Source organism: Paraburkholderia caffeinilytica, from assembly GCF_003368325.1.
Lineage (GTDB): Bacteria > Pseudomonadota > Gammaproteobacteria > Burkholderiales > Burkholderiaceae > Paraburkholderia > Paraburkholderia caffeinilytica.
Map to the genome: position 1 here is coordinate 2852154 of NZ_CP031467.1, position 22524 is coordinate 2874677.

Consider the following 22524-nt stretch of genomic DNA (forward strand, 5'->3'; position numbering starts at 1 on the left):
TACACGTTGAAGCCCGTATTTGAAGCAGGTACCCCATGAACACCGCCACCCCGGCCTCCCAGGATTCAGCCGACAGCGCCACCGAGCGCTTCCGTTATGGCTTCCTGAAGGGCAATCCGCAGCTCACGAAAAACGGCGAGCTCAAACATCTGTTGTCGATCGAAGGCTTGCCGAAGGCGATCGTCAATCACATTCTCGATACCGCCGACCAGTTCGTCAGCGTGACCGATCGCGAAGTGAAGAAGGTGCCGTTGTTGCGCGGCAAGTCGGTGTTCAACCTGTTCTTCGAGAACTCGACGCGCACCCGCACGACCTTCGAAATCGCCGCGACGCGCTTGTCGGCCGACGTGCTGAATCTGAACATCAATGCTTCGTCGACGAGCAAGGGTGAGTCGCTGCTCGACACGATCAACAACCTCTCGGCGATGCATGCCGATATGTTCGTCGTGCGTCATGCATCGAGCGGCGCGCCGTACCTGATCGCCCAGCATTGCGCGCCGCACGTGCACGTGATCAATGCCGGCGACGGCCGTCATGCACACCCCACCCAGGGTCTGCTCGACATGTACACGATCCGCCACTACAAGAAGGATTTCACGAATCTGCGTGTGGCGATCGTCGGCGACATTCTGCATTCGCGGGTCGCGCGCTCGGACATTCATGCGCTGACCACGCTCGGCGTGCCGGAAGTGCGCGCGATCGGTCCGCGCACGCTGCTGCCGGGCGGCCTCGAGCAAATGGGCGTGCGCGTATTCCACAACCTCGACGAAGGCCTGAAAGACGTCGACGTGATCATCATGCTGCGTCTGCAAAACGAGCGGATGAGCGGCGCGCTGCTGCCGTCGGCGCAGGAGTACTTCAAGAGCTGGGGTTTGACGCCGGAGCGCCTCGCGCTAGCCAAACCCGATGCGATCGTGATGCATCCGGGTCCGATGAATCGCGGCGTCGAAATCGATTCGCAGGTGGCCGACGGTCCGCAATCGGTGATTCTGAACCAGGTCACGTTCGGCATCGCGGTGCGCATGGCGGTGATGGGCATCGTCGCGGGCAATAACGGCTAAACATTAAGGCAGCGCATGAAGATTCATATTCAAGGCGGCACGCTGATCGATCCGGCGGCGGGCACCGAACAGCAGCAGGACATTTTTATCGCAGCGGGCAAGATCGTCGCTATCGGCAACGCGCCTGCTGATTTCGAAGCGGCGAAGACGATCGACGCGAAGGGCCTGCACATCGCGCCGGGCCTCGTCGACCTGTCCGCGCGCTTGCGCGAGCCGGGCTACGAACACAAGGCGACGCTCGAATCCGAAATGGCCGCGGCGCTCGCAGGCGGTGTGACGAGTCTCGTGTGTCCGCCGGATACCGATCCGACGCTCGATGAACCGGGCCTCGTGGAGATGCTCAAGTTCCGCGCGCGCAATCTGGACCAGGCGCATGTGTATCCGCTCGGCGCGTTGACCGTCGGCCTGAAAGGCCAGGTCATCACCGAGATGGTCGAGCTGACCGAGGCGGGCTGTATCGGCTTTTCGCAAGCCGACGTGCCGGTGGTCGACACGCAGGTATTGATGCGCGCGCTGCAGTACGCGAAGACATACGGCTACACCGTGTGGCTGCGCCCGGTCGATGCCTATCTCGGCCGTGGCGGCGTCGCCGCGAGCGGCGCGCTGGCGTCGCGGCTCGGGCTGTCGGGCGTGCCGGTGTCGGCCGAGACGATCGCGCTGCATACGATCTTCGAACTGGTCCGCGTGACGGGGGCGCGGGTGCATCTGTCGCACGTGTCGTCGGCGGCGGGCATCGAGTTGATGCGCGCGGCCAAGGCCGAGGGCTTGCCGGTGTCGTGCGACGTCACCGTGAACCACGTGCATCTGATCGACCTGGATATCGGCTACTTCGACGCGCAATTCCGGCTCGATCCGCCGTTGCGCCAGCAGCGCGATCGCGAAGCGATACGCGCGGGTCTCGTCGACGGCACGATCGACGCGATCTGCTCCGACCACACGCCGGTCGACGACGACGAAAAGCTGCTGCCGTTCGCCGAAGCCACGCCGGGTGCAACGGGCCTCGAGCTGTTCCTCTCGCTGACGGTCAAATGGGCCGACGAAGCGGGCGTGCCGTTGGCCAAGGCGCTGAACCGCATCACCACGGCGCCGGCCGACGTACTGAAGCTGGAGGCGGCCGGTCGCATCGCTGTGGGCGCCGTCGCCGATCTCTGCGTGTTCGACCGCCACGCGTATTGGCGCGTCGAGCCGCGTGCATTGAAGAGCCAGGGGCACAACACGCCGTTCCTCGGCTATGAACTGCCGGCGCGCGTGCGGGCCACCATCGTGGCCGGTCACGTGGCGTTCGAACAGCGCCAATAACCGCGGCATTGCCCAGTTACGGAAAGCCCCGACAATGAAGCTCGCGTTACGCAAGGCCCGTCTCATCGCGCATCTGCTGCACGGCATGTGGATCGTCGCGACGCGCTTTCCCAAAACCGACGCCGACGGCCGCCACACGCTCAACCGCGAATGGTCGCTGAAGATGCTGCGTCTATGCGGCATGCGGCTTGTCGTGCACAACGACAGCGCGCGGCTCGACCGCGGCGCGCTGGTGGTCGCCAATCACATCTCGTGGATCGACATCTACGTGATCAATGCGTGGCGGCCCACGCCGTTCGTCTCGAAGGCCGAGATCCGGCAGTGGCCGGTGGTCGGCTGGCTGGCGCAACAGCTGGATACGGTGTTCATCCAGCGCGAGAAGCGCAGCGACGCGAAGCGGATCATGCACGAACTGTCCGACCGCCTGAGCGCGGGTGAACTGATGTGCGTGTTTCCTGAGGGGACGACGACGAACGGTCTGGCGCTGCTGCCGTTTCACGCGAATATGTTCCAGGCCGCCGTGTCGGCCTCGGCGCCGGTGCAACCGCTGTGCATCATGTACGAAGATGCGCAGGGCCGGCAATCCACCGCGCCTGCCTATATCGACGATCTGACGCTGGCCGATTCGCTGAATATGCTGCTGCGCGGCGGGCCGTTGACCGCGCACGTGTATGTCGGCGCGCCGCTCGCGCCGGGTGCGGATCGGCGCACGCTGGCGGCGGAGGCGGAAGGGGTGATTGCAGCGGCGTTGCGGGAGATGCAGAGCGGTATGACGAGGTCCGGTGCGGCGATCGCGGCGTCGATTTCATCGGCCGGCGCGTACAACAACTCGCACAACGCACACAGCGCCTCTGACGCCGCCAACGCTTCGCCGGCGCTGATCGAACCCGTCGATCAACCCAGCCGGTCGGCTTAGCGGATCGGCTTGGCGAGTTGGCTTAGCGAGTTGGTTTAGTTGCCGCCGCCCGGCGTGCGGCACGCCTCGCAGTCGACCTGCGTCAGCGTGCGCTGCGCGGGATTCTGCGCAAGGCGCACGGCCGAGAGTTTCTCTCCCCAGACACAGCCGGAATCCAGTCCGATCAGGTTGTCGCGCAAGGTCAGCCCGAGCGCGGCCCAATGGCCGAACACCACGGTGATGTCCGCGGTCTTGCGCGACGGCACGTCGAACCACGGCATGCTGCCCGGCGGCGCCGAATTCAGGCCGCCGCTGCTGCTGAAATCCATCACGCCTTCGGCATTGCAGAAGCGCAGGCGCGTCAACGCGCTGCACGTCAGACGCAGCCGCTCGATCCCCTTGATGCCGGGCGTCCAGCGATTCGGCTCGTTGCCGTAGAGTCCCGCGAGCGTTTCCTTCCAGTTCGGCGCACGCAGCGCCCGCTGCAATTCGTCGGCGAGTTCCATCGTCAGGGCGGCATCCCATTGCGGCAACACGCCCGCATGCACCATCAGCATGCCGTTGTCGAAATGCGCGATCGGGCGGTGGCGGACCCAGTCGAGCAGATCGGCGGCATCCGGCGCGGCGAGAATGTCGTCGATCGTGTCGCCTTTCTTCGATTTGCGGATGCCCGCCGACACCGACAGCAGATGCAGATCGTGGTTGCCGAGCACCGGCACCGCACGGTCACCCAGCGCGATGATGTCGCGCAGCGTGGCGAGCGACTCGGACCCGCGATTGATCAGGTCGCCGGCGAACCACAGCGGTGTGCCTTCGGGCGGCGCGGCTTTGGCCAGCAGTTGCTGGAACGGCGTGCGACAGCCTTGCAGGTCGCCGAAAGCGAGCGGCAGCGGGTGCGGCTGAGGCATGCCAGCGAACGCGGCGGGGGAAGCGACGGCAGAAGCGGTGGAGAATGTCATCAGGAAGTCGGTGCAGTTCGATACACGCGGTTACGAACAAGGCGTGCCGCGTTGGGCGGTGCAGCAAGTTAGCGTGACATAATAGCCCGATTGGAGCACGGATATCGCGGCGTAAACGGTCGGTAATCGCCAGCAACCGGCATTCCCGGGGCATTGTCAGGCGCTCCGCCAGGACCGCGTGCGATATTGCACTACAACAGGATGACCCTCGTGAACGGAGAAAGCATGTCGTCTTTTCATGCGAATCAACCTATCCGCACGCTCGTCACCGGGGCGAGTGGCTTCACGGGCCGCTATCTGGTCGACAATCTGGTCGGCCGGGGCCATACCGTGATCGAAACAGTGGGGCGCAACGAGCCTGAAACGCCGACCCGCGTGAGGCTCGATATTACGTCGCCCGACGCCTGCCGGCGCGTGATCGAAACCTCGCGGCCCGACTACATCGTGCATCTGGCGGCGATCAGCTTCGTGGGCCATAACGATCCGCTCGACTTTTACCGCGTCAACGTGATCGGCACGCTGAATCTGCTGGAGGCCTGCGCGGCCGTCGGCCATACGCCCCGCAAGCTGTTGATCGCGAGCAGCGCGAATGTATACGGCAATGTCACCAGCGACGCCATCGACGAAACCTTCCCCGTCACGCCGGTGAACCACTACGCGGCCAGCAAGGCGGCCATGGAAACGATGGTGCGCACCTGGTTCGACCGGCTGCCCATCCTGATCGTGCGGCCGTTCAACTACACGGGCCGCGGCCAGGCATCGAATTTCCTCGTACCGAAGATCGTCGAGCATTTCGCGCGGCGCGAGCCGGCGATCGAGCTCGGCAATATCGACGTGGCGCGCGATTTCTCGGACGTGCGCTACGTGGCGAGCGCCTATGAGGCGCTGCTCGACTCCGAGGCCGCTTCTGAAACGGTCAATGTCTGTACCGGCACGCCTTATACGCTGCGGGACATTCTCTCGGCGGCGAGCGATCTGACCGGGCACGAGCTCGAGGTCCAGATCAATCCGGCCTTCGTGCGCCAAACCGACGTGAAGATGCTGGCCGGGTCGCCGGCCAAGCTGCGCTCGCTGGTGCCGAAGGTCGAGGCGATTCCGTTCATGGATACGCTGCGCTGGATGTTGGCGGCTTAACGGCGGAAACTGCCGGTATCTGCTCGAATTTTCCGCCATCTGCCGCCATCTTTCCCTGCCGCGCCGCGCCAAACCGTTCCCTTTGTAGGCAAGAGAAAGGAAACTTGTCAAGCTGTTTCAAGTTGTTAGGGTTCTAGTTTTTGCTCCGCGCGGCTTTATAATCAGCCTTTTATAAGATTGGCGTTTGAGCGCCTGCTCGCTGTGCGAGGGGCGGCGCCGGGCGTCGACAAAAATCGGACTCCACCACGCGGGGTGCGTAGATCGGTGAACCGATTCCGATCTGCCGCCAACATCTAGAAGGGAAATTCATGATCCTGGTAACGGGCGGTGCCGGCTTTATCGGCGCCAATTTCGTGCTCGACTGGCTCGATGCGTCGGACGAAGCGGTGCTGAATGTAGACAAACTGACCTACGCCGGCAATCTGGGTACGCTCAAGTCGCAACAGGGCAATCCCCGGCATGTGTTCGTGCGGGCCGATATCTGCGATCGTGCCGCGATGGATGCGCTCCTCGCCGAACACAAGCCGCGCGCCGTGCTGCACTTCGCCGCCGAAAGCCATGTGGACCGTTCGATCCACGGCCCGGCCGATTTCGTGCAGACCAACGTGGTCGGCACCTTCACGCTGCTCGAAGCCACCCGTCAGTACTGGAATACGCTCGGCGAGGCCGACAGGGCCGCGTTCCGTTTCCTGCACGTCTCGACCGACGAAGTGTTCGGCTCGCTGTCCGCTACCGATCCGCAATTTTCCGAAACCACGCCGTACGCGCCGAATAGCCCCTATTCGGCCACCAAGGCGGGGTCCGACCATCTGGTGCGCGCCTACCATCACACGTACGGCCTGCCGGTGCTCACCACGAACTGCTCGAACAATTACGGTCCGTACCAGTTCCCCGAGAAGCTGATCCCGCTGATGATCGCCAACGCGCTCGGCGGCAAGGCGCTGCCGGTGTACGGCGACGGTCAGAACGTGCGCGACTGGCTGTATGTCGGCGACCACTGCAGCGCGATCCGCGAAGTGCTCGCGCGCGGCACGCCGGGCGAAACGTACAACATCGGCGGCTGGAACGAAAAGAAGAACCTCGACGTCGTGCATACGCTGTGCGACCTGCTCGACCAGTTGCGTCCGAAGGCGGGCGCCTCGTACCGCGACCAGATCACCTACGTGAAGGACCGTCCGGGCCACGACCGCCGTTATGCGATCGACGCCCGCAAGCTCGAGCGCGAACTCGGCTGGAAACCGGCCGAGACGTTCGAGACCGGCCTGGCCAAAACGGTCCAGTGGTACCTGGACAATCAGGCGTGGTCTGACGAAGTCGCTTCGGGTGAATACCGGAAGTGGGTTGAGACCAACTACGCGCAGCGCGCGTAAGGGCACGGCAATGGCGCGCAAAGGCATTATTCTCGCGGGCGGATCGGGCACGCGCCTGTATCCGATCACGCACGTCGTCTCCAAGCAGTTGCTGCCGGTCTACGACAAACCGATGATCTACTACCCGCTGTCCACGCTGATGGTGGCGGGCATCCGCGACGTGCTGATCATCTCCACGCCGCAGGATACGCCGCGCTTCGAAGCCATGCTCGGCGACGGCAGCCAGTGGGGCATGAACATCCAGTACGCGGTTCAGCCCTCGCCGGACGGTCTCGCGCAGGCGTTCATCATCGGCCGCGACTTTGTGGGTCATGACCCGTCGGCGCTGATTCTCGGCGACAACATTTTCTACGGCCACGATCTCGCGAAGCAGCTCGAACGCGCGAACGGGCAGGACGAGGGCGCGACCGTCTTCGCCTATCACGTGCACGATCCGGAGCGCTATGGCGTGGTCGAATTCGACAAGCAGTTCCGCGCGTTGTCGATCGAGGAGAAGCCGCTCAAGCCGCGCTCGAATTACGCCGTGACCGGTTTGTACTTCTACGACAAACAGGTCTGCGATATCGCGGCGGACATCAAGCCGTCGCCGCGCGGCGAGCTCGAAATCACCGACGTCAACTCGCGTTATCTGGCCAACGCCGCGCTCAATGTCGAGATCATGGGGCGCGGTTATGCGTGGCTCGACACGGGCACGCACGATTCGCTGATCGAAGCCGCGACGTTCATCGCCACGCTGCAGAAACGCCAGGGTCTGGTGGTGGCGTGTCCGGAAGAGATTGCCTACCGCCAGGCGTGGATCGACGGTGAGCAACTGCTCGCGCTTGCCAGGCCGCTCGCGAAGAACGCCTACGGGCAGTATCTGCAAAACATTCTTACGGACCAAGTGGCATGGCCATCCAAGTAACCGCTACGGCGCTGCCGGAAGTCAAGATCATCGAGCCGAAGGTGTTCGGCGATGCACGGGGCTATTTCTACGAAAGCTTCAATGCGGTGGAGTTCGCGGAGCACGTGGAGCAGGACGTCACGTTCGTGCAGGACAACCATTCGCGTTCGGCGAAAGGCGTGCTGCGCGGCCTGCACTACCAGATCCAGCATGCGCAGGGCAAGCTCGTGCGCGTGGTGGAAGGGGAAGTGTTCGACGTTGCGGTCGACATCCGCAGGAGCTCGCCGAATTTCGGCAGGTGGGTGGGGGTGACGCTCTCGGTGGAGAACCATCGGCAGTTGTGGGTGCCGCCGGGTTTCGCGCACGGCTTTGTCGTGTTGTCCGAATCGGCGCAGTTCCTCTACAAGACCACCGACTACTGGTTCCCCGAGCACGAACGCAGCATCGTCTGGAACGATCCGGCGGTCGGCATCGAGTGGCCGATCGACTTCGAGCCGCTGCTGGCCGCGAAGGACGCGGCAGGCAAGCGCCTTGCCGATGCTGAAGTCTTCGCCTGAGGGGGCCTGAATGAGCGCACATGATGCCACGCGGACGATTCTCGTCACCGGTGTGAACGGCCAGGTTGGCTTCGAGCTCGCGCGTACGCTGCAGGGGCTCGGCAACGTGGTCGCGGTTGATCGCGCCACGCTGGATCTGTCGAATCTGGATCAGGTCCGTGCCGTTGTTCGCGAGGTACGGCCCGCGCTGATCGTCAACCCGGCGGCCTACACCGCGGTCGACAAGGCAGAAGAGGAATTCGATCTCGCCATGCGCATCAACGGCGAAGCGCCGGGCGTGCTGGCCGAAGAAGCGAAAAAACTCGGCGCAGCATTGATTCACTATTCGACCGACTACGTGTTCAGCGGCGAGAAAGACGGCGCTTACGTCGAAGACGATCCCACGGATCCGCAGAACGCGTATGGCCGCACCAAGCTCGCGGGCGAGCAGGCGATCGCCGCGACCGGCGTGAATCATCTGGTGCTTCGTACGAGCTGGGTGTACGGCACCCGCGGCAAGAATTTTCTGCTCACCATGCTGCGTCTTGGCGCTGACCGGCCCGAGTTGAAGGTCGTTGCCGATCAGTTCGGCGCGCCGACCTGGAGCAACACGATCGCGACGCTGAGCGCGCATCTGAGCGCGCAGGCTTTCGCCGCGGAAGACAGCGCTGCGTGGTGGAGCGAACGCTCGGGCATCTATCACCTGTGCGCCGGCGATGCGACTTCGTGGCACGGCTTCGCGTCGGCCATTTTCGAACTCGCGGATCTGCCGAACCGCCCGAAGGCGCTGCCGATTCCGGCGTCCGACTATCCGACGCCGGCAAAGCGTCCGTCCAATTCACGCATGTCGAACGAGAAGCTGGCACAGGTGTTCGGGCTGGCCGCGCCGCATTGGCGCGATGCCTTGAAGCTGTGCCTGACCGACGCTTTTCCACGGTCGCCCGCCGCCCGTTCCTGACGCATAGCACGCACCCCCCGCGCGAAGCTCGCCTGACGGCGTGGCGCCTTGGCTGTCTGACGATAGTGAAAGGGTGCGGGGGTAGAATATTGTTCGGTCTGGAAGACTCGCGCCGGCCCTGTATCCGGGTCAGGCGCGTCAATGTTCAGGGCGCGTGGATCGTCGCACGGCCCATTGATTTTGGGGTTGTGCTGACTTCACGGTCATGGCACTCCCGTAATAAATACGGTACTGAGGGGACTCTGTGAGTTTGTTGCCGATCATTCTTTGTGGCGGGGCGGGTTCGAGACTATGGCCGGTCTCGCGCGAGTCGCATCCGAAACCGTTCATCCGTCTCGCGGATGGCGAAAGCCTGCTGCAAAAGGCGTTCTTGCGCGCGGTCGCCCTGCCGGGCGTGAAGGAAGTGCTCACGGTAACGAACCGCGATCTGTTCTTCAAGACCGAAGACGATTTCCGCGAGGTGAACGCGAAAGGCTGTGCAACCTCGTTCATTCTCGAACCGTTCGGCCGCAACACGGCTGCGGCGGTTGCCACCGCGGCGTTGCATACGGCGAAAGTGCACGGCGACCAGACGGTCATGCTGGTGCTGGCCGCCGATCACCTGATTGCCGACCAGCAGGCGTTCGGCGCGGCTGTCGCGGCTGCGCAGAAGCTTGCGCTGGCAGGCAAGGTGGTGACCTTCGGCATGCATCCGGACACGCCCGAAACCGGCTACGGCTACATCGAGGCGGACGGCGACAAGGTCGTGCGCTTTGTCGAAAAGCCGTCGCTCGAGAAGGCCCGCGAGTATCTCGCCTCGGGCAAGTTCGTGTGGAACTCGGGCATGTTCTGCTTCACGGCGGGCACGATCCTGAAGGAAATGCGGCAGCACTGCCCCGAGATTCTCAGCGCGGCTGCCGAGTGCATGGAGAAGTCGCCCTCCGCCGAGGGTCAGGCCGGTGCTCAGGTCCGTCTCGAACCGGGCTCCTTTGGCGCAGTGCCGGACGTCTCGTTCGACTATGCGGTCATGGAGAAGTGCCAGCAGGCCGCGGTGGTTCGCTGCGACATCGGCTGGACGGACGTCGGTTCGTGGACGGCGCTCAGCGACCTCTCGCCGGCGGACGTCAGCGGCAACCGGGTGGAAGGCGAAGCGTTGCTGCTCGACGTCAAGAACTCCTATCTGCGCGGCGGCGAGCGCTTGATCGGCGCGGTGGGCGTCGAGAATCTGATCGTGATCGACACGCCGGATGCACTGCTCATCGCGCACAAAGACCGGGCTCAGGACGTGAAGCAGATCTTCGCCGAACTGAAGTCGCGCGGTCACGAAACCTATAAGGTGCATCGCACGGTGCACCGGCCCTGGGGCACTTACTCAGTGCTTGAAGAAGGCCCCCGCTTCAAGATCAAACGCATCGAAGTCAAACCGGGCGCGAGTCTCAGCTTGCAGATGCATCACCACCGCAACGAGCATTGGGTCGTGGTCAGCGGCATGGCCAAGGTCGTGAACGGAGAGAAGGAGTTCTTCGTGTCGACCAATGAGTCCACCTACATCCCGGCGGGCCACAAGCATCGCCTCGAGAACCCGGGCGTGGTCGAGCTCGTGATGATCGAAGTGCAGAGCGGCGAATATCTGGGCGAAGACGACATCGTCCGCTTTGAAGACATTTACGGACGTACTTGAGATGGATATTAGTTTTAGCAACGATTCAGAAGATCTGACTCGTCACAATGAAAGCGACGATCTGATCGTTGGCATGAAGGCGGCGCGGGTGTGGGGTACGCTGGGCTGGCACGATATCCGGCAACGGTATCGCCGTTCGGTGCTCGGGCCGTTCTGGTTTACGTTGAGCACGATCATCATGGTGGTGGTGCTGGGCGCGCTGTATTCCACCTTGCTGCATCAGGAAATCTCCAGCTATCTTCCGTACCTCGCAGTGGGCCTGGTCGTGTGGGCCTATCTGGCCTCGGTCGCCAACGAGGGCTGTATTGCCTTTATCGGCGCCGCCTACCTGATCAAGCAGATCCGTTTGCCGCTTACCGTGCACGTATGTCGCATTGCGTGGCGCAATTTTGTGATCCTGTTGCACAGCTTGCCGGTGGTCGTGGTGCTGCTGCTCATCTTCGGGCGTTGGCCGGGCTGGGAATTTCTGCTGGTGCCGTTCGCGCTCGCCATTCTGCTGCTGCACGGCGTGTGGCTCGGCGTGACGCTCGGCGTGTTGTGCGCGCGCTTTCGCGACATTCCGCCGATCGTCGCCAACCTGATCCAGGTCGTGTTCTTCTTCACGCCTGTGATGTGGTCCCCTGAAATCCTGAAGGACCGTGCGTGGGTCGCCGAATACAACCCGCTTTATCACCTGATCGAAACGGTGCGTGCGCCGCTGACCGGACGTCCGACGCATTGGCAGTCGTGGGCGTGGTCGATCGGTCTGTTGATCGTCGGTTTTGCCTTCGCGCAATTCCTGATGAAACGTTTCCGTAATCGCGTTCCTTACTGGCTTTGATATTGTGAGTTCTTCATCGATTGTTGCTCGTAACATCTCCGTCGAATTTCCGATCTACGAGAACTCCCATCGCTCGTTGAAAAAGGCGGTGCTCAATCTCACGACGGGTGGCCGGATCGGCCAGGACGCCGGTCGTCATGCGATCGTCAAGGCGATCGACGACCTGAGCTTCAGCTTCACCGAAGGCGAGCGCGTCGGTCTGATCGGCCACAACGGCTCGGGCAAGACAACCTTGTTGCGCACGCTCTCGGGCGTGTACGCGCCGGTGCGCGGCGAGCTCAAGGTGCAGGGCAAGATTGCTTCGCTGCTGGACGTGTCGATGGGCCTCGACCCCGATGCAACCGGCTTCGAAAACATCTATCTGCGCGGCATTCTCGACGGCCTGAAGCCGGCGCGTATCCGCAGCAAGATCGACGAAATCGCCGATTTCAGCCAGTTGGGCGATTACCTGAATCTGCCGGTGCGCACCTATTCGAGCGGGATGATGCTGCGTCTTGCATTCGCGATTTCGACCAGCGTCGAAGCCGACATCCTGATCATGGACGAGTGGCTGAGCGTGGGCGACGCGGAGTTCAGCGTCCGGGCGGCCGAACGTCTCGAGAGCCTGGTGGGCAAGGCGGCGCTGCTGGTCGTGGCTTCCCACGATCCGAATCTGGTGGCGCGCGTGTGCAATCGCAAGATTTCCATGGAGCACGGCAAGATGGTCTCCGACGAACCGGTGATCGCACCGGAAGTCAGCGAGGGGCCAATGATTAGCGACACTGCGCGGATACCGCACTAACGCCGCGAGCGGCGGGCATGCCTGAACCGGTCGCACGACCACGGCACTGCCCGGTGTGACCATTCAGATCAGTGTGATGCGGGTGCCGGGCTTCGGCCCGTAGACAGGCTTCGCGCCCAATACAACAGTGACATTAGTGCCACTGAACGCACCTGCGGACCTCCCGTGGCGCGTTCGGCGGGAGCCACACAGGCGCAACAAGGTTCGAACTCATGCGAGCTAACCATCCATTTCTGCGGTATTCCGAGTCCCTGCTGGTGCGCCAGCCGTTTCGCACGTTAAAGGGTTTCGCGGGCGGCTACATTGCGTATCCGATCGCGGAGAGTCGCGAAAAGCGCAGCGTGCGTCCGAAGATCGAAGAGCTGCGGCAGCACTATACGTTGCCGATGCCGCACCGTCGCCGCATCGCGCTGGAGCGGCTGGCCGGCATCCTCGAATTCGCCGGTGCGCAGGTGCCGTATTACCGCGACCTGTTCCAGGCGAAGCAGTTCGATCCGGCCAAGGTCAGGCAGGACCCACGGTATCTGGAAGAGCTTCCGTATCTGACCAAGGACATCATCCGCGAGCAGGGGCCGCGCATGCTGTCGATCCCGCTTGAAGCGGGCCGCCATCACGTGTGCAAGACCGGCGGCTCGACGGGACTGTCGACCACGATCTACTACGACCAGGAAGGCGCGGACTATTCGTCGGCGGTCACGTTCTACGCGCGCGAACGGATCGGCAAGCTGCGCCATCGTTCGGAACTTCACTTTGCCTGCCGTTTCCCGGATCAGGTGGTGCCTGAATGGCCGTCGCGCGAAGACTTCAAATGCTTCGCGATGAATCGCAGCAACATTTTCTTCGACCGGATCGACGATCAGGGTCTCGAAGAAATGTGGCAGACGCTCAAGCGTCGCAAGCCTTACCTCGCGCACTCGCATCCGTCGACCATGTATGCGCTTGCGTGCTACGTGCAGCGCAAGTACGGCGGCGGCAAAGCGTTCGCGGTGTTCGAGTCGAGCGGCGAATTGCTCGAGCCGCACGCCCGCGACATGATCGCGAAGGCGTTGCGGTGCCGCGTGATCGATCGCTACGGTCTCGCTGAGCTCGGCGTGATGGCCTACGAACTCGACGGCCACGAAGGCGGCTTCCAGATTCTCGAATCCGAAGGGTGGCCGGAAAGCCGCGTATCGGAAGGCAATCCCGATGGCGCGCATGAGCTCGTATTCACGGGTTTCCGCAACCGCTTGATGCCGTTGATCCGCTACGCAACGGGCGACCTCGCGCGCGTGCAGGAGACCGAAAAGGGATTCTTCCTGACGGATGTGGTCGGGCGGATTCACGACGTCGTGCCGATCAACGGCGTCGCGCACCCGACACACCATATTCAGGACATGCTCGACCATCGCGTCGGCGGGATTCAGGAGTTCCAGATCGATCTGCGAACCACGCCGCCGACCTTGCGAATCGTGCTTGAACCGACGTCGAACGCGGAAGAAACGACCAACAAGCTGCGTCACTTCTGGCAGGACGCCTTCACGATCGCCTATGTCGGACACGACGATCTGGTGCGTGTCGGCAGCCGGGCCAAATTTCGTCACGTGGTCACTGCATGATCGGGATTCTCTTCTCAGACGCGGCAGCGGAAGCCGGCCAGTATGCGTTGGCCGCCGTGCAGCGCTCCGTCAGTGCCACGCAGGCGCAACCGATCTCGCGCAGCACATTGCGCTCGATCGCGGCGCCGGATGTGGTCGTTGCGGTCGACGCGCCGGACGGCTGGAGTGCGGACCTGATCGCCTGGTTGACCGCGCGGCCCCGCAAGCTCGTCGTATTCGGCCGGATGCCGGTAGCGCTCGCGGACTATCTGCGCTATCAGCCGGCGGACGTGCCGGCCGGGTTGGCGAGTGCGAGCCGCAGTGCATCGGCGCCGGCGGGCGAAACGCGCGAGAGCGCCGCCGTGGTGCGCTATAGCGCGTTGACGCAGGCACTGGGCGGCCAGCCTTGGCACCGTCCGTTCGAGCGTTTCGACTTCACCGACGAGTGGAACAACCTCGGCTATGGCGCGATTCGCGGCGACGGCTCGATCTGGGCGGTCGCGCAAGCAGCCCAGGTGCCGGCCGAAGCGGAACTCGCGGCGGTCGTCGTAGACGGCGAGCGACAGTTTTCGTATGCCGCGCTGTGGGATACCGGTGCATCGAGTGTGCTGTGGTTCAACCGCGCAGTCGGCCCGTGCGACTCGTTCGAATGGCGCATGGTCGAGAATTTTCTGTCGGGCTACCGTTCGGACGCGTTGCCGTGTCAGCCGGTGCTGAGCGAGTTGCCGTGGGGTTACGACGCGGCGATCACGTCGCGGCTCGATTGCGACGAAGACGTCGAATCGGCGCGTCCGCTGTGGGAACGCTATCGGCGCCTGGGTGTGCCTTTCACGCTGGCGGTTCACACGCAGAACCTGGATCGCACGGAGCATCACGGCATTCTTCGTGAACTGCTCGCTGACAGGCAGCAGGGCGCGGTGCTGTCGCACACCGCAACCCATGCGCCGAACTGGGGTGGCAGCTATGAAAGCGCCCAAGCGGAAGGCGCGCATTCGGCGGCCTTGCTCGAAGCGGTGACGGGCGTCCCGGTGCGTTACGCCGTATCGCCGTTTCACCAGTCGCCACCGTATGCGATGCGCGGCCTGGCCGATGCCGGTTATGACGGTTGCGTCGGCGGAATCATCCGCAACGATCCGGAGTTCCTGACGGCGCGTGGCGGCGCGTTGGCCGGCTTGCCGGCAGGCTTCATCGGACATAGCCAGCAGTGCATGCTGCACGGCGAATGCATGCTCAACGAGGGCGACAAGCTTGCCGTTTTCAAGCAGGCCTTCGACTACGCCTACGCGACCAACACGCTGTTCGGCTATCTCGACCACCCGTTCTCCGAACGCTACGCCTATGGCTGGCCGGATGAGGCATTGCGTATCGATGCTCACGAGAAATTCATCGCGTACATCAGAAGCAAGGCGCGAAAACCGCTCTTCATGCACGAGGAAGCGGCGCTCGATTTTCTGAAGTTCAGGTCGCTGACCCAGGTGATCGAAGAGGGCGGTACGTTCCGCGTCCTGACGCCGTCGAATGGCGTCTCGCCGTTGACGCTGGGCGTCGAGTTTCGCGGCGCTCACGTGCAGGTCGAGGCAGGGAAGCCATTGCAATGAAAGTCATGGTGGTAATGGGCACGCGGCCCGAGGTCATCAAGCTGGCGCCCGTGGTGCGGGCCTTGCGTGCCGAGGTCGACACCGTCGTCTGCGCGAGCGGTCAGCATAAGGACATGGCTGCGCAGGCGCTCGCGTTCTTCGGCATCGAACCGGACATCACGCTCGATACGATGAGTCCGGGGCAATCGCTGAACGCATTGTCCTCGCGTCTTTTATCCGCGCTCGATCGTGCGCTGGAGCAAGTGCGCCCGGACTGGGTGATCGTGCAAGGCGACACGACGACGGCGTTTTGCGCGGGTCTCGCGGCCTTTCATCGCGGCATTCCCGTGGGCCACGTCGAAGCCGGATTGCGCACCGGCGATCTGGCAAGCCCGTTCCCCGAAGAAGCGAATCGCAGCCTGCTGAGCCGCATCACCACACTGCATTTCGCGCCAACCGAGCTTGCGCGTGAGAACCTGTTGAGCGAAGGCGTTGCCGCGGAAAAAATCGTCGTCACCGGCAATACGGTGGTGGATGCCATTGCCGCTGTGCGCCGGAGCTGGGACGCGGCGCCGCCGGATAGTCCGCTGCCGCCGTGGACGGGTGCCGAGCAGCAGCACATCCTCGTCACCTGTCATCGGCGCGAAAATTTCGGCGACGTGTTGCAGGACATTTGCCGCGTGCTGCGCGACCTGTGCCAGCGCTATGGCGACTACCGCTGGATTTTCCCGGTGCACCTGAATCCCGCTGTGCGCGAGCCCGTGCTGCGCGAACTGAACGGCATCCCGAACCTTGCCTTGATCGAGCCGGTCGATTATCCGACCAGTCTCTATCTGATCAGCGGCAGCGCGGTCGTTGTCAGCGACTCCGGCGGCATTCAGGAAGAAGCGCCCACTTTCGGCGTGCCGGTGGTCGTGATGCGCAATCACACCGAGCGGCGCGAAGGCGTGGATGCCGGTTTTGCGACGCTGGCCGGTCAGGCGTCGGAGAGTATCGAACGCGCGGTGATTGGCTGGCTCGACGATCCGGCGCGCCGCGAGGCGCTGCGTAATCGCGCGAACCCTTACGGCGACGGACTGGCCTCGCAGCGTATTCTCGACAGTCTGCTGGGCCGGCCGGTCGAGGTGTTCAGTGGTTGAAGGCAAGGACACGGCGTTTGCCGCGCGGGACTGCGTGTTGTTTTCGACCGCCGATTGGGATGAACCCTATTGGACCAACAAGCAGCACACGGCGAGCATTCTGGCCGCACGCGGCTGGCGCGTGCTTTACGTGGAGAGCGTCGGTTTCCGTTCGCCCAAAGTCGGCAGCGGGCGCGACTGGGCCCGCTTGTGGCGTCGTCTGTGGCGTGGCGTGCAATCGCTCGTGCTGGGGCCGCCGCGGCGCGCTGAGAACATCTGGGTGCTGTCGCCGTTGATGGTGCCGGCCGGGCATCACCTGCCGCTCGTGCGCTCGCTGAACCAGGCGTTGCTGCGCTTTTCCGTGACCCGTTTCGCGAAGTCGCGGCGCTTCAGGGATCCGGTCGTCTGGACCTATCACCCGTACATGCTCGACGCGATTGCGGCGCTGCCTCGCGGGCCGCTGGTGTATCACTGCGTCGACGATATCGCGGCGATTCCCGGTGTCGACGTGGACGCGTTCCGCAACGCGCAGCAAGCGCTGCTCGGGCGCTGCGAGGCGGTCTTCACGACGGCGATGTCGTTGAAGGAAACGTGCCAGCCGTTTAACCCCAACACGCATTTTTTCGGCAACGTGGTGGACGACACGCACTTCGGCGAGGCACGTGCCGATGGAGCGCTGCCGCCCGAGCTTGCCGCGATTCCCGAGCCGCGGCTGGTGTATCACGGCGTGCTGTCCGACTTCAAGGTCAACTTCCCGCTGCTCCTGCAGACCGCGCAGGCCCGGCCGCACTGGCAATGGGTCATCATCGGCGAGGAGCGCGAAGGGCAGCGCAGCGAATTGCTCGCGCAACTGGCGCGCTTGCCGAACGTGCATCTGCTCGGCTATCGGAGCTACCAGAGTTTGCCGCGCTATATGCGCGGCATGCAGGTCGGTGTACTGCCGACCTTGCTGAACGAATACACGCGTTCGATGTTCCCCATGAAGTTTTATGAGTTCCTCGCAGCGGGTTTGCCGGTGGTGTCGACCCCGTTGGATTTTGCGAAAGAGCCGCGTGCGGGTCTCGAAGTAGGGGGCGACCTCGGCGCCTTTATCGCCGCGATCGAGAAACAGCTTGCGCGCGGCAAGCTGAGCGCGGATGAGGCGCGTGCGGCGGTGGGCGAGAATACGTGGGAGCGCCGCTTGGACAAGATGCTGCAAATCACTTTCAGCGGCCGTGAATCGGGCAGCGGCAACGTGCAACCGCTTCACGACGCGGAGGTGCGCACGTGAAAGTGGTTCATGTTTACCGTACTTATTTCCCCGATCCGCCAGGCGGCTTGCAGGAAGCGATTCGCCAGATTGCACTGTCGACGCGCGCGTGCGGTGTCGAGCCACGCATTCTGACTTTGTCGCCGACACCCGCGCCAACCGAGATCGACTATCCCGAGGGGCGCGTCATCCGCGCCAAGTCCTGGGCGGCGCCGGCCTCGTGCGATCTCGGCGGCCCGGGCGCGTTGATGAAGTATCGGCAGATGGCCGACTGGGCCGACGTCGTGCATTTCCATTTTCCGTGGCCATTCGCCGATGTGCTGCATCTGCTGGGTCGGACGAAAAAACCGACCGTAATGACATATCACTCGGATATCGTGCGGCAGAAGGCGCTGGGCGCTGTCTACGGGCCGTTGATGCGGCGCACGCTGCGCAGCATGTCCGCAGTGGTGGCGACCTCGCCTGCCTATGCGCAAACCAGCGAGGCGCTGACGGAATGCGTGACGAAGGAACGGCTGAAGACCATTCCGCTCGGCATCATCGATTACCGCGACGAGCCGCATCCCGTGAATGCGCAGCGCGACCTGGCCAACCGTCTCGGTCTTGCAGCCGGCGAACCGTATTTTCTCGCCCTCGGCGTGCTGCGCTATTACAAGGGCCTGCACACGCTGATCGAGGCTGCGAGCCACGTGAATGCGAAAATCGTGATTGCGGGCTCCGGTCCGGAACGGGAGCGCCTGGCGGCGTTGGCGCAGCAAACGGGCGCGACCAACGTCGTTTTTGCCGGACAGGTGACGCACGAAGAAAAGGTCGCCCTGCTCAAGGGATGCCGCGCGATGGTATTGCCGTCGCACTTGCGCTCCGAAGCATTCGGCATGGTGCTGGCGGAGGCAGCCATGTTCGGCAAGCCGATGGTGTGCTGCGAAGTGGGATCCGGAACGTCCTACGTCAATCAACACGGTGTGACGGGTTTTGTCGTCGCGCCGGAACAATCAAAAGAACTGGCAGGCGCAATGAATGTGCTGCTGAGCGACGATGCGGTAGCGGCGGCGATGGGAAGCGCTGCTCGTGAGCGATACGAAACGCTGTTTTCGGGCGCGGCGCTGGGCAAAGCATATAGTGCGCTATACCGGGAAGTCGCGTGACGCGGCGAGGGGAAGGATTAGCGAAATGCAATGGAAAACACTGGCGGTAGATCTGGACGGCACGCTGATACGATCGGATATGCTGATCGAGACGGGCTTTGCCTATCTGAAGGCGAATCCGTTGCGCTTTTATCGTCCGTTGGTCTGGATTGCTCAAGGTGGCAAGGCGCACCTCAAGGCAAAGCTTGCCGCAGCTACGCACGTCGACGTCTCGACCTTGCCCTATGACCCGAAAGTGATCGAGTGGCTCAAGCGCGAGCGTGCGGCCGGCCGCTCGCTGGTGCTCGCCACCGCCAGCGACGCCCGCTACGCCGAAGCGATCTCCGGTCATCTCGGCTTGTTCGACAAGACGCTTGCCACCGACGGCAAGGTCAATCTGTCGTCAGGCCGCAAGCGCGATGCGCTGGTGCGCGAGTTCGGCAACAAGGGTTTCGATTACGCTGGCAACTCACACGACGATATCGCGGTCTGGGAAGCGGCTGAGCGCGCCTATGTGGTGAATCCCTCGCCCGGCGTAGCGCGGCGCGCGCAGAAAATCGGCAACGTCGAGAGCGTGCTGCAGACCCGCAAGAATCCGCTGCGCGTGTGGCTCAAAGCGCTGCGCGTGCACCAGTGGCTCAAGAACCTGCTGATCTTCATCCCGCTGCTGGCGTCGCATCAAGTATCGTCGCTGGAACTCGACCTGCGTGGCGTGCTGGCGTTCGTGCTGTTTGGTTTCTGCGCGTCGAGTGTCTATCTGCTCAACGACCTGCTCGATCTCGACGACGACCGGCATCATCCGACCAAGCGGCGACGGCCGTTCGCCTCGGGTTCGTTGTCGATCGTCTGGGGCATGGTGGCGTTTCCGGTCCTCGCGATCGGGGCGTTCGCGGGTGCGCTGATCTTGCTGCCCTGGCGGTTTGCCGCCGTGCTTGCAGGCTATTACGTCCTGACGATGTTGTATTCGTTTGTGCTCAAGCGCCGCGTGATTCTCGATGTCGTGGTGCTGGCAATGCTTTACACCGCGCGCATCATCGCCGGGACTGCGGCGTTCCGGATGACCCTGACGTTCTGGTTGCTGGGCTTTTCGATGTTTCTGTTTTTGAGCCTCGCGTTGGTGAAGCGCTATGCCGAACTACACGCGACGCGCGCTGCAGGCGGCGCGAAAGCGCGCGGGCGCGGCTACGTGGCCGACGACCTGTCGATGATCTCGTCGCTCGGCGCCGCCTCCGGTTATCTTTCGGTGCTGGTGCTCGCGCTCTACATTCAGGACTCGAAGACGACGCATCTTTACAGTCACCCGCAAGTGATCTGGCTGGCGTGTCCGTTGTTGCTCTACTGGATCAGCCGCACGTGGCTCATCACGCACCGCGGGCTGATGCATGACGACCCGGTGGTGTTCGCCGCCAAAGACCGCACGAGTTTGATGACCGTGGCGCTAATGGGTCTGGTGTTCTGGTTCGCCATATGACGAAGCCGCTCAAGTCCTGGGGGCGTTACCCAGATCATCCGCAGGCGGGCCATCCCGTGGTATGGCGCGACCGTCTGCAACCGGTCTGGGAGCAGGTGGCAGGCGCCAACGGCACGACGCTGGCCTATGGCAATGGCCGCAGCTACGGCGACAGTTGCCTTGCTGCGAGCGATCAGGTCGTGCATACGCGGCCACTCGATCGCTTTATCGCGGCTGACTGGCAAACCGGCGTGGTGCGCGCGGAAGCCGGTGCGACGCTCGACGACATTCTGCAAATCGCGGTTCCGCGCGGCTGGATGCTGCCTGTCACACCGGGCACAAAATACGTCACGCTGGGCGGCGCGGTCGCCAACGACGTGCACGGCAAGAACCATCACGTGCGGGGCACGTTCGGCCGTCATGTGCGCCGCTTTGCATTGCTGCGTTCGGAGCGCGAGGCGTTTGAATGCTCGCGGGAGGAGAATGCCGAGTTCTTCGCCGCAACGATCGGCGGCCTCGGGCTCACCGGTGTGATCGCCTGGGTGGAAATACAGCTGATGCCGATTCGCTCGAGTCGCGTGTCGGTGACGAGCATCCGCTTTGGCAATCTCGACGAGTTCTTTGCGTTGTCGGAAGAGCTCGACAGCAAGCACGAGTACAGCGTGGCATGGATCGATTGCCTGAGCCGTGGGTCGTCGCTCGGACGCGGCATCTTCATGGTCGGCGACCATGCGGAGCAGGGCGGTCTGCAGCTACCGGTCAAGAAGAAGCGCGCCGTGCCGATCACGCCGCCGATCTCGCTCATCAACCCGCTGACGCTGCGCGCATTCAATACGCTGTACTACAACCGTCAGCAGCAGAAAACGGTGCAAAGCGAAGTCGACTACGACAGCTACTTCTATCCGCTCGACAGCCTGCTTGAATGGCACCGGATTTACGGCAAGCGCGGGTTTCAACAGTATCAATGCGTGCTGCCCCAGGTTCATTCCCGCGACGCCATGCATGCCATTCTGGAGGCAATCGGGGAAAGCGGTACGGGCTCTTTTCTCGCCGTGCTCAAGCGCTGCGGCGATGCGGTCTCGCCGGGCCTGTTGTCTTTTCCGATGGAAGGGGCGTCGCTCGCGCTGGATTTTCCGCAGCACGATGAAAGCAATCGCCGGCTGTTCGAGCGACTCGACGCGATTGTCCGGGAAGCCGGCGGACGCTTGTACCCGGCGAAGGACGCCCATATGTCGGCGAGCGATTTCCAGCTCGCGTATCCGGCGTGGCGTCAGTTGGAGGCATTGCGCGATCCCGCGTTGATGTCCCGTTTTTGGCAACGAACAACACAAACATGAAAAAAGTCCTGATAGTCGGCGCAACTTCCGCCATTGCCATCGCCTGCGCGCGCCGTTGGGCGTCCGAAGGCGCGACGCTGTTTCTCGTCGGCCGGCAGGCGGAACGCCTGGAACAGATTGCCGCGGATCTCGTGGCGCGCGGCGCCAAGGCGGCGACGAGCCACGTGCTGGACATGAACGACTTCGATGCTCATCAAGCGATGCTCGATGCCTGCGTGGGCACGCTGGGCGGTATCGATGTCGCGTTGATCGCGCACGGAACCTTGTCCGATCAGAAGGCTTGCGAACAGGACGTGAAGGTTGCATTGCGCGAACTGTCCACCAATGGGCTGTCGGTCATCGCGTTGCTGACGCCGCTGGCGAATGTCATGGAAAGCGCGAAGAGCGGCGTGATTGCGGTGATTTCGTCGGTGGCAGGGGATCGGGGACGGCCTTCGAACTATGTCTACGGGACCGCGAAGGCTGCGGTGTCGACTTTCTGCGAAGGCTTGCGCGCGAGGCTGTTCAAGTCGGGCGTGCACGTGCTGACCATCAAGCCGGGGTTCGTGGATACGCCGATGACGGCCGGCATGCCGTTGCCTGGGCCGCTGGTCGCCACGCCTGAGCGTGTCGCGAACGATATTGTCCGTGCAGTCGAGAAGAAGAAGGATTCGATTTATACGCCGTGGTTCTGGTCGGGGATCATGTTGATCATCCGGTCGGTGCCGGGGTTCCTGTTTAAGAGGGCGTCGTTGTGAGA

Annotated in this window: 20 protein-coding genes; 19 read left to right on the forward strand and 1 reads right to left on the reverse strand. The window is 63.2% G+C overall.

Annotated elements, in window-relative coordinates; translation table 11 throughout:
- Positions 1-35 precede the first annotated feature (35 nt).
- The 3 genes from DSC91_RS29055 to DSC91_RS29065 are packed head-to-tail and all read left to right on the forward strand — an operon-like array spanning position 36 to position 3276.
- Entirely contained in the window at positions 36-1061 is a 1026-nt protein-coding gene (locus DSC91_RS29055; RefSeq protein WP_115782010.1) for an aspartate carbamoyltransferase catalytic subunit, read from the forward strand.
- A 15-nt stretch (positions 1062-1076) separates the two neighbouring features.
- Positions 1077-2360: a dihydroorotase gene (locus tag DSC91_RS29060; protein WP_115782011.1), complete on the forward strand. Its 1284-nt coding sequence runs from the start codon at positions 1077-1079 to the stop codon at positions 2358-2360.
- 34 nt (positions 2361-2394) lie between these two features.
- Positions 2395-3276 carry a lysophospholipid acyltransferase family protein gene (locus tag DSC91_RS29065; RefSeq protein ID WP_115782012.1) on the forward strand — a complete coding sequence of 294 codons (882 nt, stop codon included), beginning with the start codon at positions 2395-2397 and terminating at the stop codon, positions 3274-3276.
- Between the two features lie 35 nt (positions 3277-3311).
- Here the strand turns inward: DSC91_RS29065 and DSC91_RS29070 are convergent, their stop codons facing one another.
- Positions 3312-4214, reverse strand: a complete 903-nt coding sequence (locus tag DSC91_RS29070; RefSeq protein ID WP_115782013.1) for a symmetrical bis(5'-nucleosyl)-tetraphosphatase — start codon at positions 4212-4214, stop codon at positions 3312-3314.
- A gap of 225 nt (positions 4215-4439) precedes the next feature.
- Here DSC91_RS29070 and DSC91_RS29075 point away from each other — a divergent pair, with 225 nt between their 5' ends.
- From DSC91_RS29075 to DSC91_RS29150, 16 genes are all read left to right on the forward strand, one after another.
- The gene (locus tag DSC91_RS29075; RefSeq protein ID WP_115782014.1) at positions 4440-5348 is read left to right on the forward strand and encodes a GDP-mannose 4,6-dehydratase; all 909 of its coding nucleotides are present in this window, start codon (positions 4440-4442) and stop codon (positions 5346-5348) included.
- Positions 5349-5656: 308 nt separating this feature from the next.
- Positions 5657-6718, forward strand: coding sequence for a dTDP-glucose 4,6-dehydratase (gene rfbB, locus DSC91_RS29080; RefSeq protein WP_115782015.1), 1062 nt, complete (start codon positions 5657-5659; stop codon positions 6716-6718).
- A gap of 10 nt (positions 6719-6728) precedes the next feature.
- Complete coding sequence (gene rfbA, locus DSC91_RS29085; RefSeq protein WP_115782016.1) at positions 6729-7622, forward strand: glucose-1-phosphate thymidylyltransferase RfbA; 894 nt, start codon at positions 6729-6731, stop codon at positions 7620-7622.
- Complete coding sequence (gene rfbC, locus DSC91_RS29090; protein WP_115782017.1) at positions 7607-8158, forward strand: dTDP-4-dehydrorhamnose 3,5-epimerase; 552 nt, start codon at positions 7607-7609, stop codon at positions 8156-8158. Before rfbA ends, rfbC begins: the two co-directional genes overlap by 16 nt.
- Positions 8159-8168: 10 nt before the next feature.
- Positions 8169-9095: a dTDP-4-dehydrorhamnose reductase gene (rfbD, locus tag DSC91_RS29095; protein ID WP_115782018.1), complete on the forward strand. Its 927-nt coding sequence runs from the start codon at positions 8169-8171 to the stop codon at positions 9093-9095.
- 244 nt (positions 9096-9339) lie between these two features.
- Positions 9340-10755 carry a mannose-1-phosphate guanylyltransferase/mannose-6-phosphate isomerase gene (locus DSC91_RS29100; protein ID WP_115782019.1) on the forward strand — a complete coding sequence of 472 codons (1416 nt, stop codon included), beginning with the start codon at positions 9340-9342 and terminating at the stop codon, positions 10753-10755.
- Between the two features lies 1 nt (position 10756).
- Positions 10757-11575: an ABC transporter permease gene (locus DSC91_RS29105; RefSeq protein ID WP_115782020.1), complete on the forward strand. Its 819-nt coding sequence runs from the start codon at positions 10757-10759 to the stop codon at positions 11573-11575.
- 4 nt (positions 11576-11579) lie between these two features.
- Positions 11580-12356, forward strand: coding sequence for an ABC transporter ATP-binding protein (locus tag DSC91_RS29110; protein ID WP_115782021.1), 777 nt, complete (start codon positions 11580-11582; stop codon positions 12354-12356).
- A gap of 212 nt (positions 12357-12568) precedes the next feature.
- Positions 12569-13951 (forward strand): phenylacetate--CoA ligase family protein, encoded by a 1383-nt coding sequence (locus tag DSC91_RS29115; RefSeq protein ID WP_115782022.1) that lies wholly within the window; start codon positions 12569-12571, stop codon positions 13949-13951.
- Positions 13948-15528, forward strand: a complete 1581-nt coding sequence (locus tag DSC91_RS29120; RefSeq protein ID WP_115782023.1) for a polysaccharide deacetylase family protein — start codon at positions 13948-13950, stop codon at positions 15526-15528. Before DSC91_RS29115 ends, DSC91_RS29120 begins: the two co-directional genes overlap by 4 nt.
- Complete coding sequence (wecB, locus tag DSC91_RS29125; protein ID WP_115782024.1) at positions 15525-16646, forward strand: non-hydrolyzing UDP-N-acetylglucosamine 2-epimerase; 1122 nt, start codon at positions 15525-15527, stop codon at positions 16644-16646. The genes DSC91_RS29120 and wecB overlap by 4 nt, the downstream gene beginning before the upstream one ends.
- The gene (locus DSC91_RS29130) at positions 16639-17895 is read left to right on the forward strand and encodes a glycosyltransferase (RefSeq protein WP_115782025.1); all 1257 of its coding nucleotides are present in this window, start codon (positions 16639-16641) and stop codon (positions 17893-17895) included. The genes wecB and DSC91_RS29130 overlap by 8 nt, the downstream gene beginning before the upstream one ends.
- The gene (locus DSC91_RS29135; RefSeq protein ID WP_115782026.1) at positions 17892-19019 is read left to right on the forward strand and encodes a glycosyltransferase; all 1128 of its coding nucleotides are present in this window, start codon (positions 17892-17894) and stop codon (positions 19017-19019) included. The genes DSC91_RS29130 and DSC91_RS29135 overlap by 4 nt, the downstream gene beginning before the upstream one ends.
- Positions 19020-19044: 25 nt before the next feature.
- The gene (locus tag DSC91_RS29140; protein ID WP_115782027.1) at positions 19045-20469 is read left to right on the forward strand and encodes a UbiA family prenyltransferase; all 1425 of its coding nucleotides are present in this window, start codon (positions 19045-19047) and stop codon (positions 20467-20469) included.
- Positions 20466-21785 carry an FAD-binding oxidoreductase gene (locus tag DSC91_RS29145; protein ID WP_115782028.1) on the forward strand — a complete coding sequence of 440 codons (1320 nt, stop codon included), beginning with the start codon at positions 20466-20468 and terminating at the stop codon, positions 21783-21785. Before DSC91_RS29140 ends, DSC91_RS29145 begins: the two co-directional genes overlap by 4 nt.
- Positions 21782-22522, forward strand: coding sequence for an SDR family oxidoreductase (locus tag DSC91_RS29150; RefSeq protein ID WP_115782029.1), 741 nt, complete (start codon positions 21782-21784; stop codon positions 22520-22522). Before DSC91_RS29145 ends, DSC91_RS29150 begins: the two co-directional genes overlap by 4 nt.
- Positions 22523-22524: the final 2 nt, after the last annotated feature.